Source organism: Winogradskyella costae, assembly GCF_013403865.1.
In the GTDB taxonomy this organism is placed as follows: domain Bacteria; phylum Bacteroidota; class Bacteroidia; order Flavobacteriales; family Flavobacteriaceae; genus Winogradskyella; species Winogradskyella costae.
In genome coordinates this window covers 746,372-761,646 of the sequence record NZ_JABFDK010000001.1, presented here as the reverse complement: position 1 = coordinate 761,646, position 15,275 = coordinate 746,372, and the positions used below count along the sequence as shown (strand labels likewise).

Genomic DNA, 15,275 nt, shown 5'->3' with positions numbered 1-15,275 from the left:
CTAGTGTTTGTGCCAATCGAAAAATAAAATTTAAGGTAGCTTAATCCTTTAATTTTGTGTCAGAATCTAATAAGAAACAGAATATGAAAACTTTTTACACTTTTAAAAATCAATTACTACTTATCGTTTTAACGGTGTTTAGTTTTAACAGTGAAGCACAAGACACACCATTTAATTGCGATTACAACGCTTACCTATTTCAATATAATGATGCGTATGCGATCGATTTGGCTTCTGGTAATTCTTATATAGTAGCAGAAGATATCACACCTGGAGATATTAATGCTACGGCTTACAATCCTGCAGATGGTTTTATTTGGGGATCTTTAAAGACACCGGTTCAAACGATTGTAAGAATTGGTAAAGATTTTAGCACAACTACCTACTACATCGATGAATTACCAACTAACAATCGTTATATCGGTGATATAAGTTCAGAAGGTATTTATTATTTAAAATCAGGTGGAGCTACCTATTATAAAATAGATTTAAATCCAGAATCAGAAAACTATACAGAATACCAATCTACTGAGACCTTATCGCAGAGTATTACTATTCACGATTGGGCATTTAACGCTGTTGATGGTCAATTATATGCCATAGAAAAAACAAGCAATATTTTATACCGTATCAATCCAGAAACAAGTGTAGTTACTGCTTTAGGTGTTGTACCAATCTTATCAGGTTTATCGTATACCTACGGGGCTGTTTACTTTGATAATGAAGGTCGTTTTTATGTTTCAGCTAACGAAACAGGAACTATTTACGCCATTCAAGCAGTTCAAGATTTAACAGGACTAAATGTTATCGATGCTAATTTATTTGCTTTCGGACCGTCTAGTGCTAGTAATGATGGAGCACGTTGCCCAACAGCACCAGTATTACAAGAAATTTGTGATAATGGGATTGATGATGATGGCGATGGACTTATCGATTGTGAAGATCCTTCGTGTTCTGGTTTTGGAATGTGTGACGTGATTGAAGCATCAATATCAAGTTCAAATTCTGGAGGATTAGAAAGTAACAGTAGGTTGTCTGAACAAATTAATGCACGTAACTTTAAAAGAGCAAAAACAGGTTATAAATTTAATACTGCAACAGCACCTAAAGTAAAAAGAAGCCTTACTTATGCTAGCAAAAATGCTAATTCTAGTTTTACATTACAAGATTTTGTGCCATTGACAAGTATTAATGAAGATGAAGCTATTGAAGCATCACCATCAGATTTAGTAGGTATTACTAATGCGACTGAAATTTACGCGGTAGATTACTTAAAAAACAATAGTGCTGTGGCTTCGGTTTTAGCTTTAAAAACAGAAAACGGTGTTTACGAACATACCAAATACATTTGCGACCGTTTGTTAGGAGCCGAATTAATTTCAGTATCAACTATAGATATCAACGAACAACAATTTATAAAATCTATAATTAAAAACGCGGATGGCACCTATGAATTTGTACTAAGCTTATCTGCCAAAGTGGTGAATAACGATGCTAATTTTGCTGTAGAGAGCCATTGGAATTTAGACCAGTACGAAGCCGATGTGACCTTCTATAATTTCCAGATTTGGTCTAATACTATAGATGATTTATATACGCTAGGACAAGAAGTGTTAAACTTATTAGACATTCAAAAACCTATTGAAAGTTACAACAACTCAACACCACCAACTGTGTTTGTAAGAAAAGGAAGTTATACGAACGGAGGTTTAGATTTACAAATCATTAATACCAATGCTACAGAGAGCGTGACTTTAGATGCTGGTTACCGCAACACGGAAACGGAAGGTTTTGATAATCTTAACGCTACTATCGATTTAAACGGAAACTATATTACCAACATCAGAGTTGATACCGGAAGTCTTTTTGATATCGGTTTTAGAATCGGAGATGGTACAGCTACACCAGATGATTTATTTATGTCTGATGGCCCTTGGGGCGTTGATGATTCTCAAATCGGAACTGAGGTTAGCTTATACAATGTGACGAGCAATGACTTTGATTTTGAAAACACAGATTACCCGATAGAACGTAATGTAGAATTAAATGCGACAACCAATACCTATGTTGGTGTCTACAGAGCATTAACACCACGCTTTAAGGCTGTAGATATTACCGATTATAACAGTTTTAAATTTAGTGCAAGTGGTACAGGAAACCTTGAAATCACATTTGTAAAAGAAAGCATTACCGATTGGGAAGCGCAGTATAAAACAACGGTGGCTTTGACCAACGCCCAGCAAGAGTTTACAATCAATATTGAAGACTTACAAAACAACACCATGAATGCAGCCAACCTAAATGATGTGGTTACCTTAGTCTTTACTATGGTGTCAGAGGATGGCACAACAGCATCTAAAGTATTAGATTTAAGAAATCTTCGTTTCTCACAAACTAGTGCGTTATCGGTGAACGATTACCAACAAGATGTTGCTACGCTGACGGCTTATCCTAATCCAATGACCACGCAGACAACAATACAGTTTACTGCAAACCAAACTGAAACCGTACAGTTTGTAATGTACGATCAGTTAGGAAAGCAAGTTTATAAGCAATCTTATAGCGCTGTCACAGGAAAAAACAGTATAGAAGTAACACGACAAAATTTAACTTCAGGTTTATATTTCTGTAGAATTATAAGCAGTCAGTTTAACTATGATACCTTTAAATTAATTATTAAATAACCCCTAAGATTTAATAGTTCTGCATTAGGCAAAAGCGAAAGCTTTTGCCTTTTGTTTTTTGTGGAGGTTTAGTTTTTATTGGTATATTTAGGAATCAAGTTTCATTTAAATTAGTATTGGAATTTAACATGAATTTGAAACAATTAAAAAAAACCGCATATATAAGAAGGATATAGACAATTGATTACATTTAATTGTTTTAGAGCATTCCCCTCATAAGAAGAACATGTAAATTCCTTGAGCTAATGAGTAAAATTTTGTGTGACAAAATTATTGTAAATTTGATCTTAGTCAAAATTTAAAACTAAATTATGAAAGCATATTTAGAGGATGTATTTAAGACTTCCGGAATTCCAACCCATACGTTCGTAAGACCAAATGAATATAATACAATTTTAGTTTCACTTAGAACTAAAGGTAGATGCTTAGTAGTTGAAGGGCCTTCAGGAATTGGCAAAACTACTTGTGTAATAAAAGTTATAGAAGAATTAGGCCTTAATAAGAACATCACATCTCTTACTGCAAGAAAAAAAGACGACCTTGAGATGATAAGACTTTTACCTGAATTTCAAGATATGGGCACTGTAATTATTGATGATTTTCATTTATTAGAATTTGATTTAAAATCATCAATAGCCGACTATATGAAAGTTTTAGCAGATGAAGAAAGAAGTAACGATAAGTTGATTTTAATCGGTATAAATAAGGCAGGTGATTCTTTGGTTCAAATAGCTGGCGATTTAAATAATAGAATTGACACTATCAAATTTGAACAAAATCCACCTAATAAAATAACAGATTTAATTGAACTTGGTGAAAAGGCTCTAAACATTAAAATAAGCACAAAAGAAGACATTGCTTTATTAGCAAAAGGCAGTTTTCACATAGCACAGCTCTTATCTAAAGAAACCTGTATAGACTCTGAAGTTTTAGATACTTGTGATAAAACAAAAGTTTTAAAATCTAGTATTGAAGTTATTAAAGAAAAAGTTCTATCAGATTTTGATAGGATATTTTATCCAAAGGCAAGAAAATTTGCAATTGGAAACAGGTTAAGACGAGAAGGAAGAGCACCATATTTACATCTGCTATATTGGCTCTCACAATCTGATGAATGGGCAATTCAAATTGATGACTTATATCTTAAATATCCCGAAAACAAACTAAGTATAACGCAAATTGTTGATAAAGGATTTCTTGAAGCTATTTTAAGGAATAATGAGGAATTAAAGGATGTTATTCACTATGACACAAACTCAAGGGTTTTAGCAGTTGAAGATCCCAAATTTATGTTTTATCTCAGAAATGTACTTTGGTCTAAATTTGCAGAAAAAGTCGGTTACATTAGTCTCGCTTTCTCAAACAAATATGACTTCGCTCTATCTTTTGCAGGTGAGAATAGGAATTTTGCTTCAAAAATTAATGATTTACTACTCGAAAGAGAAATTTCTGTATTTTATGATAAAAACGAACAATCCAGAATATTAGCAGAAAATGTTGAAGAGTATTTGGCACCGATTTACAAATCTGAAGCTTACTTCGTGGTAGTTTTATTAAGCAAAGATTATCCAAAAAAGATTTGGACAAAATTTGAATCAGATAATTTCAAGGAAAGATTTGGAACAAATTCAATTATTCCAATTTGGTATTCCGATAATTATCCAGGTTTATTTGATGAAACTCAAAAATTGGGAGGTTTAAGTTTTGACCCTTCAAAAGACATGGACAAACAAGCAACAGAAATTGTAGATATAATAATAGAAAAACTTTCTGACCATAGAACTAAAGAAAAAAAATGAAATTAAGAACGCTCTACATCACTACTTATAAGTAATTACTTGTTCTTATCTATCTTTAAAAATCTTCAAAGATTTTTAGTTTGATGTGTGCTTGAAAAGTTTAGTGCTAATCTACGCAACTATTCATAGTCGATAACGTTTCCCAAAACCAACCTACTTCATAAACTGCCATTTAAAACGTAGTCCTACTTCAGTGAATGTGAAACCAGCAGCCGTTGCAGAGGCAATATTACTATGGGTGCCATACACATTTAATAAACTACGTTCCGAGAATTTATACCCAAATGCGCCTTGAAAACGATAGGTGCTTTGCTTTTCATCGTCTTCAATAAATTGGTAACCATAAGCCGCCGTTAAATTGTAAAACCATGATTTAGGTTTTGCGCTGTCTTCATTTTTAATCACATTCATAAACACCTCATACACATTAAATTTTTCAGGACTAAAATAGATGGTTGGTACTTGTTCTTTAAACGTAATGTGTTGGTAATTCACACCCACTTTTAATGCTGGTTTTGGCAGTAAGTTATAATACAATGAGGTAAATAATAAGTTTCTTTTGTTACCATCATTTTGTGACGTGTGCATGAGTTGTGTAAACCAACCTAAGTTAAAATTAGTACTTAAGTTATAGTTAGCGTAGTAGTTATTTTGTACCAATTCTTGGTCTAGTAATTCGGCATTAAAACTTTCAACCTGACGTTTGTAACCAATATCTAAGGTCTGACGTTTAAAAGACTTGATATTAAAAGAAATATCAGTCAACAGTTGCGTGTAATCGGTACTTTCCGCTTTTGCAGCGGTAATTCCCGCGGTGCCCTTAAATGTAATACTTGGTAAAAGTTGGTAACCTAAGCCTAAGGATAAGTTGTTAGAATTGGCACTGACATCCGTTACAGTATTGCTCGTAGTTCTGTAATTGTAATTTCCTAAAAGTTTAAATTTAGTAGATAAAGGAAATTCTACAGCGTTGGAAAAAGCGAAGGCTTTGTTATCTCCATTATCATAGGTATGTGATGCGCTAGATTCTAAAACGGGAGCAAAGCTATGATCCAATTTACTGATAAAGTTAACCGCATCCTTTTGGTTGTCGTAAAATTTTAAAGTGTTTTCAGCTGAGGTATAGGCATCATCATAATATCCTAAGGCTTTTAGCACGTTGGCTTTTCCTAAGTTGCCATCAAACGACGTGCTGTCGTTAGCCAAGATTGTATTGTAATCCTTTAAACTTTCTTTAAAATTACTTTTATAAATGTTTAAAGTGGCACGTAAAGCCAATGCCCAATTTTCATTGGAGTGTTCTGTATTTAAAGTGTCTATTAAAGTGGTGGACGCTTTAAATTTTTTATTCCAGATTAAAGCTTGAGCATAACGTTCTGTGGTTTGTTGCGTAATATTACTGTCTGTAGTTGCAGTTAAACTCTTATAGGCTTCAGTACTTAATTCTAAAGCTTTATTTTCTTTACCATTTAAGTGTTCTACTAAAGCTAAGCCGTTTAAAGCAATAATTTTATGCTCTGGTTGTTCAGCCAAACGGTTGTACATGATTTTTGCACTGTCGAGTTTATTCCATATTAAATAGAGATTTGCTAAGTTTAATAAAGTGTCTTTATCATCACCAAATAATTCAAGGTTTTTGGTTAAAAGTAGTTCAGCCTTATCATAATTCTGAGCTTGTTGATTTTGGTACGCATAGCCTAAATAGATATACTTTTTAGAGACTAGAGCATTTGGGTTGCCTTGTGAAACTTCTAAAGCGTTATTCACCATGGTTAAAGCCGCTTCATATTCTTTTAAGTTAGAAAGTGTATTAGCAAAACCTAATAACGCAGCAAAACTCTTTGGGTCCTCATTCACTAAACCTTGGTAATACACTTTAGCATCGGTAAAGTTGCTATTCCATAATAAGGACTCACCATAATTTAGTTTTACTTCAAAATCATTTGGGTAATCCGCAAGTAAGTCAGTGAATAAAATATAGGCTTCTTCTGGTTGTCCATTAAGTCCAATAGCACGACCATAACACAAACGTGCCGTCTTATTATTAGGGTAGTCTTTTAATATAGTATTAAAAAATGTTTCGGCTTGGTTGTATTTTCCGGTTTCTAAATAGGTGAAACCTTCTTGCATGTTTTGTGTCGACGCACTACATACGATAAAAAATAAGGCTAAATTAATAAGTGATTTCAAAGTCATAATTTCTCTTTGTTTAACTAAGTGCAAGTTACGGAGCATATGTCCTCCATTCACCTACAGCAACTTGCCGTCCATCGAAATATAAAGAACATACATGGAAATACCCTAGATATTTGCGTCAGATTTAAACGAATAACCATTAAAAATTATGCAATTATTAACGCTAATCAAGTCTAGAAAATTAACACCAGAGCAGCTCTTTATGGTCAGTGTTTTGGCCGTCAATGGTGGCAACTATCTATACAATCTTATATTGGGTCGTGTACTTGGGCCAGCACAATTTGCAGATGCTGCAGTGCTCATTACATTTTTATTAGTACTCTCTTTTATGGCCATGACGTTTCAATTGGTAACGGCAAAATTTTCGGTATTATTTGAGAATTCTGTGTTTACAAACTTTATAGCTAAAGTGTACCAGCAGGCCTTTGTTGTTGGTCTGTTATTAGGATTAGCGATTATTGTCTTTTCATCGCAATTAATGGCCTTGTTCAATACATCATCGTCTACCATGTTTATCATTTTTGGTTGTGGTGTACCACTTTACTTTTTAATGAGTGTAAATCGCGGAGCCTTTCAGGGGAAAAAAGCATATAAATCCTTATCGATAACCTATCAAGGTGAAATGTTAAGCAGACTGATTATCACCCTTGGTTTAATATTTCTATTTAACATACAATCATCAGCAGTCATTGCTATTGGTATTGTAATCTCTTTTGTTTTTGGAATGTTTCCTTTTAAAATGAAAGACATCACGCTAAAGAAAACAAAACCACTAACGCAAGATTATAGCAAACAAATTAAAAACTTCTTTTTGTTAACAGCGTTCTACGAGCTGACTCAGATCATTATTAACAACAGTGATATACTATTAGTAAAACATTATTTTGAATCTTACGAAGCAGGTTTATATGCATCCTTAGCCTTAATTGGTCGTATTGTATATTTCATTGCTTGGATGTTTGTAATGTTATTATTGCCAGCTGTCGTCGAGTTGAAAAAAGAAGGTAAAGAAACTGCTTCCGTTTTATTTAAGTACGTTGGTTACATTGCTGTGATCTCTATCATTATTGTATTAACCTGTTTAAGTTTCCCAGAATTAATAATTAAAATACTTTTTGGTGAACACTACATTGCCATGGCACCACTTTTATGGAAATATGCCATCGCCACGTCTATGTTCGCTATATCTAACATCTTCGCGTATTATTATTTGTCTTTAGATAAATACGTGCCAGTGATTATTTCTGGTGTCTTCGGCATGCTACAAATGCTATTAGTCATCTTTTTTCATGATAGTTTAGAACAAGTAGTGCACATGCAAATTGTTGCAATGACTTTGTTGTTAATCATACAGTTAGTGTTTTTTAAGTTTGAAATAACGACGCAGAAAAAAGCTTTATCTAAGGATTAATTCCATTCGTCTACACTAAAAGTCGCCCTATCGAAACTCTCAAAAATCTGCCGAATAAAATCCCAAATTTGCAGTGTAATTAATTAAAACATTTAAAAATACCATTATTATGAAACTAGCAATTGTAACTGCATATCCACCAAGTAAAGTCACTTTAAACGAGTATGCTTATCATTTAGTAAAGCAATTTAGACAAAAGGAAGCTGTTACAGAATTAGTCTTATTAACCGATAGAACTGAAGGAGCAAAGGATATAGAGTTTACGGAAGATGGTTGTAAGATTACGATAAAAGAATGCTGGTCGTTTAATAGCTACAAAAATTTGTTTTCAGTAACAAAAGCCCTCAATACCACAAAGCCAGACGCTGTATTATTCAATCTACAGTTTATGAAGTTTGGTGACAAAAAGATTGCAGCTGCCTTAGGTTTAATGTTACCATTAGTGTGTAAGTTGAAAAAGATTCCCAACATTGTGTTGCTACATAATATTTTAGAAGAAGTCGATTTAGGAAGTGCAGGGTTTACCTCAAATAAAATCATGCAGAAGATCTACGGATTTATTGGCACAAGTTTGACAAAGCTTATTTTAAAAGCTGATATCGTTGCAGTAACTATGCAAAAGTATGTGAATATTTTAGAGATAAAATATTTGTCACCTAATGTAAAATTAATTCCACATGGCACTTTTGAAATACCAGAAGAACCAAATTATAGATTGCCAAAAGGGCCATTACAAATTATGACCTTCGGAAAATTTGGAACCTACAAAAAAGTAGAAGGTATGATTGAAGCTGTTGAAATGGTGAGAGCTAAAACAGGTTTAGATTTAGAAGTGGTTATTGCCGGAACAGATAACCCAAATGTACCAGGATATTTAGCTAAAGTAGAAGAAGATTATAAACATGTGCCTCAAGTACGTTTTACGGGTTATGTTGAAGAGCACGAAGTCCCAACCTTATTTAACGAAAGTGCTGTCGTTGTTTTCCCTTATACGTCTACAACAGGAAGCTCGGGTGTGTTGCACCAAGCCGGAAGTTATGGAAAAGCAGTAGTGATGCCAGATTTAGGTGACTTAGCCTTGTTAGTGAAAGACGAAGGTTATAGAGGCGAGTTTTTTGAACCTACAAGTGTTGAAAGTTTGGCCTCTGCTATAGAAGCGATAGTAACAGATGAAGCATATAGAGTTAAGCTTTCTAAAATTAATTACGATGCTGCAACAGCGCATCCAATGTCTCAAATTACAGATATGTATTTAGAGCATTTTCAAGATATCATAGATGAAAAACGCATAACATTCCCTAATGTTAATGCTGCTGCGCAGAAGGTTTCTTATTAGCAATAAATAAAAAAGAAGGTTTTCTAATTCCATTTTCATCTATAAATCCAAAGTGCTTTTGAGCATTTTGGCGCCAAGGAAGTCTCCCTACGACTTCTTTTGGTATTTTACCAAAGTCGTAAAGTGTCCACGACATAAATTGAATATCATGTTCAGAAAATATAGATTGTATTGTTTTATGATATTCGGCTTGGCCTTCTTCCGAATTACCAAAAGGATTCCAGAAACCATGATAAGACGACATTCCATATTCAGTAATGACGATTGGTTTATCGGTAATGTTACTTTTTAAAGTTTCAAAAGTGGCATCAAGCGCCTCTAAATCTTCGTAATAGTGAAAAGATACCAAATCTAGCTTGTCTTTTAGAAGGGTTGCGCTTTCAGCATTAGACCATCCTATCGTAACGGCATGATTAGGATCTTGCGCTTTTACAAAATCAATCATATGCGCTAGCCAAGCGGTAACTAAAGATGTACCACGTGATTCAAAATCTAAATTCGGTTCATTTTTAATGTCCCAAACTGCCAGTGCCTTATGGTCTTTTAAAGCTTGTATAATGGTTTTGGCATGACGTTGCGTAAGTGTCCAATTGAGTACAGAATAATCGCCGTAGAAATCAAAAAGCGTCACCATAACTTTCAGATTAGCACTTTCTGCAAGATCTAAAATTGTGATGAGTTGGTCTAGTTTGTTTTGGTCAATATCCGATTTTCCAAAATCTTCATAAGGCACAAATAACCGAATACTATTAAGTCCGGTTGATTGTATCAACTCAAAATCCGAAGCTATAATATCTGCGTCAAAATGATCGCCAAACATAGCCCAAGGTGTGGCTTGTGGATAGTAATTAATACCGTTTATTGTGGTCGTGCTAACGGGCTGCGTTACCTGTGCGGTATATGGTTCCGACTTTATTTTTACCATATGACGTACGCGCCAAAACCCATCTTCTAATAAAAGTGTGATTTTATAACTTGATTTTTCTGTAATCTCAGTGATCAGTTGATTGTCTTTAAATAACCTCTTATATTCAACAACGTCATTGTCTGTGAGCACAGCAAGTTGGCCGTCTTCACTAAAAAACTCTAAAGTCGGGTGATGTTCTAATGTGGTGCCAATAACAGTTGTTTTATTTTCGCTATTAAGCGCGATAATATTAAATAGATTTTGTCGTGCACTTTCAGTATAATAATCACCAATACCAATAGTCGTATTGGTTTTATAAGCCACGTGTCTTACAAACCAACCATCTAGATAATCATTTTCTATGGCTGTTAAGGTTTGGGCATCCATAGGTCGGCCTTCATTGGTTAAAGGTTGCCATGTAATTTCAGGAAGATATTGATCGATTTGTTTAACTTCAGTATGTAGCATTTTGCTGCGATCAGCACCTGTATTAAGATAACTATAAATCGCACCAAAAGCATAAATAACCAATGCTATTATTAAAACATAGGATACCAAAAGTGCGCCTCTTAATATGTTTTTGTTAATCTTACTCATAGATTAATTGATTTGTAAGATTTAACAATGCCAGCAGTTTTAAGCTCAACGTCATACACCCCTTTTGGGTAACGATCGTTATCTAAATAAAATTCAGCCATACCATTAAACGTATCTTTTATGAGTTGGTGTATTAACATACCATCTTTGAAAATAGATAACTTTACCGTTAAGCCATCTGGCACACGTTGACTCATAAAACTCTGTATAGGTCCAAGCGTTACGGTTCTGTTATCTTCAGAAAAAGCGACTTCAAAATCTGAAATGGCTTGTTTGTAATTTAAAACAATAGTATTACTATTCGCCATACCTTCAACATAAGCTTTTATATTCCATTGGTCTTCAAAATCGGGATGCAATAGTTTTGCTCTTGCGATACCATTAATAGTTGTACCAGATGTTTTTGATTTGTATCCTGCCTTATTGGTAATAAAAAAAGTGACAAATGTCCCATCGCTTACAGTATTATCATAGCGATCTTTTATTAAGGATGTTTTAAAAGTCGTTATCTGATTGCCATCTGCGTAATTGTGAATGCGTTCCGAAGCGATTTTAAAATCCGTAGGAATAGCGGGCAACACATTAACATCAAATTCTTTTGAGTTGAGGTCTAAACATTCCGAACTGATCAGTATTCTTCCTTTTTTTGTTTCAGAATTTATATTTTTAAAAGCAAAACCGTGTTCTGTACTAACATCTGAAGCATAGGCATTCGTTAAAAATTGATGTTTAATCGTAACGCTGGTACTATCTGCTAAAGGATTGTCTAAATCATCGGTTGGAATAACGACGAGCATAGTATAATCCGTACCACCAGCTTCAATACTTGGTGGACCTAAATAACTTTCTATAGCTTTAATTTCTGATTTTGGTTGAATGGTTATGTGCCCAGAAATTGGATGAGATGTCGTTTGTAATTTCCAGTTGAACACACCCGATTTGTTAGACATAACCTCAGGTAATATAAATATGAGTTCCTTATCATTAACCTCAGGTTCTAATAAAATAGAGCCGTAACTGTTAGAACCATATAATAAAACTTCTGAGTCGCCTGTAAAGGCAAATTTTAATGAGATAGATTCACCAGCGATAGATTCACTTTTAATAGTAAGTAGCGTGTATGTGCTATCGCTATTTCGAGTGTTAAAAACTACTGTAGAAGTTAACAATAATAGAGAAATTAGCGATATGTATAGGTTCTTAAAAGACATTAATTAGGGCTTCCGATATAAGTATTGATTTCTAGTTTTATAAATTTATAAATAGGATGATCTATGTTCTGAAATTCGTCATTATTATGATTGCGGATTCGATTCGGGACGATTTTATTCGCAATATTAGAATTAGGTAAGCCATTGACAAAACAGTTACTCATATCTGTATTAATAACTCGAACGGTTTCATTGGTTAATAAGGGAAAATCAAAAGTCTGTGAACGCTGTTGCCTAATACCTTCTTTTACAAATAGGTGATCGACCCAAACTAAATTTTTGTCGGCATCATAATACGACATTAATAATTGCGGAATCGTGACTTCTTCAATACCAGTATTAAACAAGGTTCCGGACATATGAGTGTCATCAATTTCCGAAATCGTAATGGTGGTATTTTTAAATAAATCAGACCCTGAAACATTCCCAGCGACTTGTAGGTTAAATTTCGTCGGTTGTTCTTCTAACTCAATTGGAGTAAACTCATCTGGATTAAAGGTCTTTGGAATAGAATCTTGTGTTTTAGACCAGGCGATACCTTCAAAATTAATTCGAAATGAACTGACTTCTTTTGGCATCAACTTATGATTAACGTGATATTTCGCATTGTAAGTGGCTAAAAATTTGTTGTCATCATTATACAAGGTGCCCTTTAAGACCACATCTGCTGGAACATTGTCTATATTCTGAATTTCACCAATGATTGCATAATGATTTTCAAATTTAACGAGTTTAGCTTTTAAGATTTCTAAAACGGGTTGCTTTAAAATGTCTTCGTGATGTGTTTCTTCTGTGGTGATGCGTCGTCTCCCTTGATTAAAATAATTTGTAGAATTACTAGAATACAATTGGTCTGGTGGTAAATCTAAATCAATATCCTCGGGTTGAATGTACCATTTGTTATTTAGCTTGACTAAAGTTTTATAATCGACACGTTTAATTTTTTCAAGTGGTGTAATCCAATCTGTAAAGACTTTTAAGCTGGCTAGGCTATCAGTTCTGCTTAACATTTCTGTGGTAATGGCATCTAATTTTGCATACGAACTTAATAAACCATCAGTAACCGATATTTCTAGCATATACTGCGCTATGGGCATATCGCTATTAGGATTGATCAGGCTGTGTGCAGTTTCAAATTCTTTAAAATCTAAAGCATCGTAATAAGCAAGTATGGCATTTTCTGGTGAATAATGCGATTCATTTTTTATGTAAAATATATAAGTGCCATAACATACAATTAAGGCAAGAATGAAAGACCAAATATGTGTGATTTTTAAAACACTACTAGAAAATTTTGAGTAATCATTTTGAAACTTAAGATACGCCGGAAGTTTTTTAGCCTTCGTTTTTAGAAGTCTAATCCAAAGCATTTGTATGTTTAGGACAAAAGCGATTAAAACCGTTAGAAATGGTGTAATTCCCCAGAGGATTTTTTGCCATGTAGCCACATCGTCTTTGGGCAATATGGTTGATAAAGGTGGAACGTTTAGTTTTTCCCAAACCATTATACCGTTTTCGAGTTGTCGTAAGCGTTGCCAACCGCAGAAATATAAAATGGGATCGTAGAATTTATCGTTAGAGAAGATATACTTAAAGTTATATTTCTCTGGTGTGGTTAAAAATTGTTGTAATGAACCAATCCCTTCAACTCCTTTAAATTTCGAGTTTTCTAAACGCTCAATTGGTCTTGTGGTTAATTCTGGTAGTCGTCTTGCCGAATGGTAGTTTCCATCTACAGACATGGCATTGGTTTGTGCCGATAGCCAAGCCATTTGATCGCCAAAGCCCAAGGTCATATATCTCCATTGGTCGTGGTTGTCTTGATTTAAGAAGTTAACAATGGGAAGCATCTCGATACGTTGTGGTTGCGAGGGTTTAAAATAGCTGAGACTCATGGTGAAAATCGTCATGAATAAAAAGAGTCCAGCTAAAAGTCCACCAATTAACCGATGGTAAATAGCACCAAACTTATCTTGAATTAAGGTTTTTAGATCTCCTTCAACAAACCGGTAGGTAAACTCACCAAATAAAGGCAGCGACATAATAGAAGCCCAAAGTGTAAACCGGTCTAAGGTTAAAATATTAAAAGCCGTTTCGCCAAGTAATACTCTCGGAATGGGAGTGGTTCCACCAGTACCTAAAATGACAAGGATAGTCATCGATAAGCCAAAAAACAAATAGCGTTTGGTATAATATCTGTAGAAAATGTACGGTAATAATATGAGTAAAATGCCCCAGGGAATTAAAAAGAAAACCAATCCGGAAGAGGTGATTTCTAAAAAATTATCTCTCGAGCCATGTGGAATTGGGACTTGTGTTATTGGATTGTTTTTAGAGTTAATCCAATACGGTAGAATACAACCAATAATGATGACTAAAGACAACATTCCGAAACTAATAATGCGTTTAAAGAGTTTAAAGAAACTATTTAAAAAGACTTTAAACGTGATGGCTTTTACAGAATCTACTTGGTCTCTAGAATGATCCATAATCACCATGCCTATTAACGGGAAGATAAAGAATATCATACCGAATATAGGGGTTACATGATGTGATGTTACGGTAACTGCAATCAAGGACAATGAGGTGGCTAAATAGCGCCATTTACCTGTTTTTAACCACAAATAAATTTCAGGTAAAGCATGCATTAATACAGATATGCCAATGATACTAGGAAGCTGACCAAACACGTGGAGCGTTTCAACAAAAGATGAAGAAAACACAGCAAGTAATGCTGCATAACCAGCAGCTGTTCTATTAGAGGTGATTAATAACGAAAAGCGATAAACACCAGTTATAAATAAAACGATAGCGAGTAAGGCTACGGTAAACATCCCAAACTTTAAACCACCAATTAAAGATAGCGCAGCAATAGATTGATGGACCAAGGGAGGATAACTCATTACGGTAAAACCAGTGTACCATTTATAGTTCCACGGTTCAAACCAGCTCGTCGCATAGTGATCTGCAAAAAACAAATGTATTAAGGCATCATATGTAGTTTCTAATGTGAAAAATATAGACGTACCATGAAATGCGATACCTATAAGTAACGCTGCAATTAAATATTTGTTTGATGTGTTTTTCATGTAAAACCTTGACAGGACTATCAATACCGTAAAGATATGTAATTT

Annotated in this window: 8 protein-coding genes; 4 read left to right on the top strand and 4 right to left on the bottom strand. The window is 34.2% G+C overall.

All coding sequences use genetic code 11. The features are described from left to right. Positions 1–83: 83 nt before the first annotated feature. Complete coding sequence (locus HM986_RS03170; RefSeq protein ID WP_179333622.1) at positions 84–2,684, top strand: T9SS type A sorting domain-containing protein; 2,601 nt, start codon at positions 84–86, stop codon at positions 2,682–2,684. A gap of 311 nt (positions 2,685–2,995) precedes the next feature. Then, entirely contained in the window at positions 2,996–4,483 is a 1,488-nt protein-coding gene (locus HM986_RS03165) for a TIR domain-containing protein (protein WP_179333621.1), read from the top strand. Between the two features lie 153 nt (positions 4,484–4,636). Here HM986_RS03165 and HM986_RS03160 read toward each other — a convergent pair whose 3' ends face one another. Continuing rightward, positions 4,637–6,679 carry a tetratricopeptide repeat protein gene (locus tag HM986_RS03160; RefSeq protein WP_179333620.1) on the bottom strand — a complete coding sequence of 681 codons (2,043 nt, stop codon included), beginning with the start codon at positions 6,677–6,679 and terminating at the stop codon, positions 4,637–4,639. 148 nt (positions 6,680–6,827) lie between these two features. On the opposite strand from HM986_RS03160, the gene HM986_RS03155 reads away from it, so the two are divergent. Then, positions 6,828–8,090, top strand: a complete 1,263-nt coding sequence (locus HM986_RS03155) for an oligosaccharide flippase family protein (protein WP_179333619.1) — start codon at positions 6,828–6,830, stop codon at positions 8,088–8,090. A gap of 109 nt (positions 8,091–8,199) precedes the next feature. Continuing rightward, positions 8,200–9,426, top strand: a complete 1,227-nt coding sequence (locus tag HM986_RS03150; RefSeq protein WP_179333618.1) for a glycosyltransferase — start codon at positions 8,200–8,202, stop codon at positions 9,424–9,426. Here the strand turns inward: HM986_RS03150 and HM986_RS03145 are convergent. Genes HM986_RS03145 through HM986_RS03135 form a run of 3 tightly spaced genes read right to left on the bottom strand, consistent with a single transcriptional unit; the run spans position 9,395 to position 15,230 of the window. Continuing rightward, positions 9,395–10,930, bottom strand: a complete 1,536-nt coding sequence (locus HM986_RS03145) for a cellulase family glycosylhydrolase (protein ID WP_179333617.1) — start codon at positions 10,928–10,930, stop codon at positions 9,395–9,397. The two genes, HM986_RS03150 and HM986_RS03145, sit on opposite strands and share 32 nt — an antisense overlap. Then, positions 10,927–12,141, bottom strand: a complete 1,215-nt coding sequence (locus HM986_RS03140; RefSeq protein ID WP_179333616.1) for a hypothetical protein — start codon at positions 12,139–12,141, stop codon at positions 10,927–10,929. Before HM986_RS03140 ends, HM986_RS03145 begins: the two co-directional genes overlap by 4 nt. Further along, on the bottom strand, positions 12,141–15,230 hold the full coding sequence (locus HM986_RS03135) for a hypothetical protein (RefSeq protein WP_179333615.1): 3,090 nt from the start codon (positions 15,228–15,230) through the stop codon (positions 12,141–12,143). The genes HM986_RS03140 and HM986_RS03135 overlap by 1 nt, the downstream gene beginning before the upstream one ends. Positions 15,231–15,275: the final 45 nt, after the last annotated feature.

Coding starts and splice junctions, on each gene's coding strand:
- HM986_RS03170 (WP_179333622.1), top strand. CDS start 84: ATGAAAACTTTTTACACTTTTAAAAATCAATTACTACTTATCGTTTTA.
- HM986_RS03165 (WP_179333621.1), top strand. CDS start 2,996: ATGAAAGCATATTTAGAGGATGTATTTAAGACTTCCGGAATTCCAACC.
- HM986_RS03160 (WP_179333620.1), bottom strand. CDS start 6,679: ATGACTTTGAAATCACTTATTAATTTAGCCTTATTTTTTATCGTATGT.
- HM986_RS03155 (WP_179333619.1), top strand. CDS start 6,828: ATGCAATTATTAACGCTAATCAAGTCTAGAAAATTAACACCAGAGCAG.
- HM986_RS03150 (WP_179333618.1), top strand. CDS start 8,200: ATGAAACTAGCAATTGTAACTGCATATCCACCAAGTAAAGTCACTTTA.
- HM986_RS03145 (WP_179333617.1), bottom strand. CDS start 10,930: ATGAGTAAGATTAACAAAAACATATTAAGAGGCGCACTTTTGGTATCC.
- HM986_RS03140 (WP_179333616.1), bottom strand. CDS start 12,141: ATGTCTTTTAAGAACCTATACATATCGCTAATTTCTCTATTATTGTTA.
- HM986_RS03135 (WP_179333615.1), bottom strand. CDS start 15,230: ATGAAAAACACATCAAACAAATATTTAATTGCAGCGTTACTTATAGGT.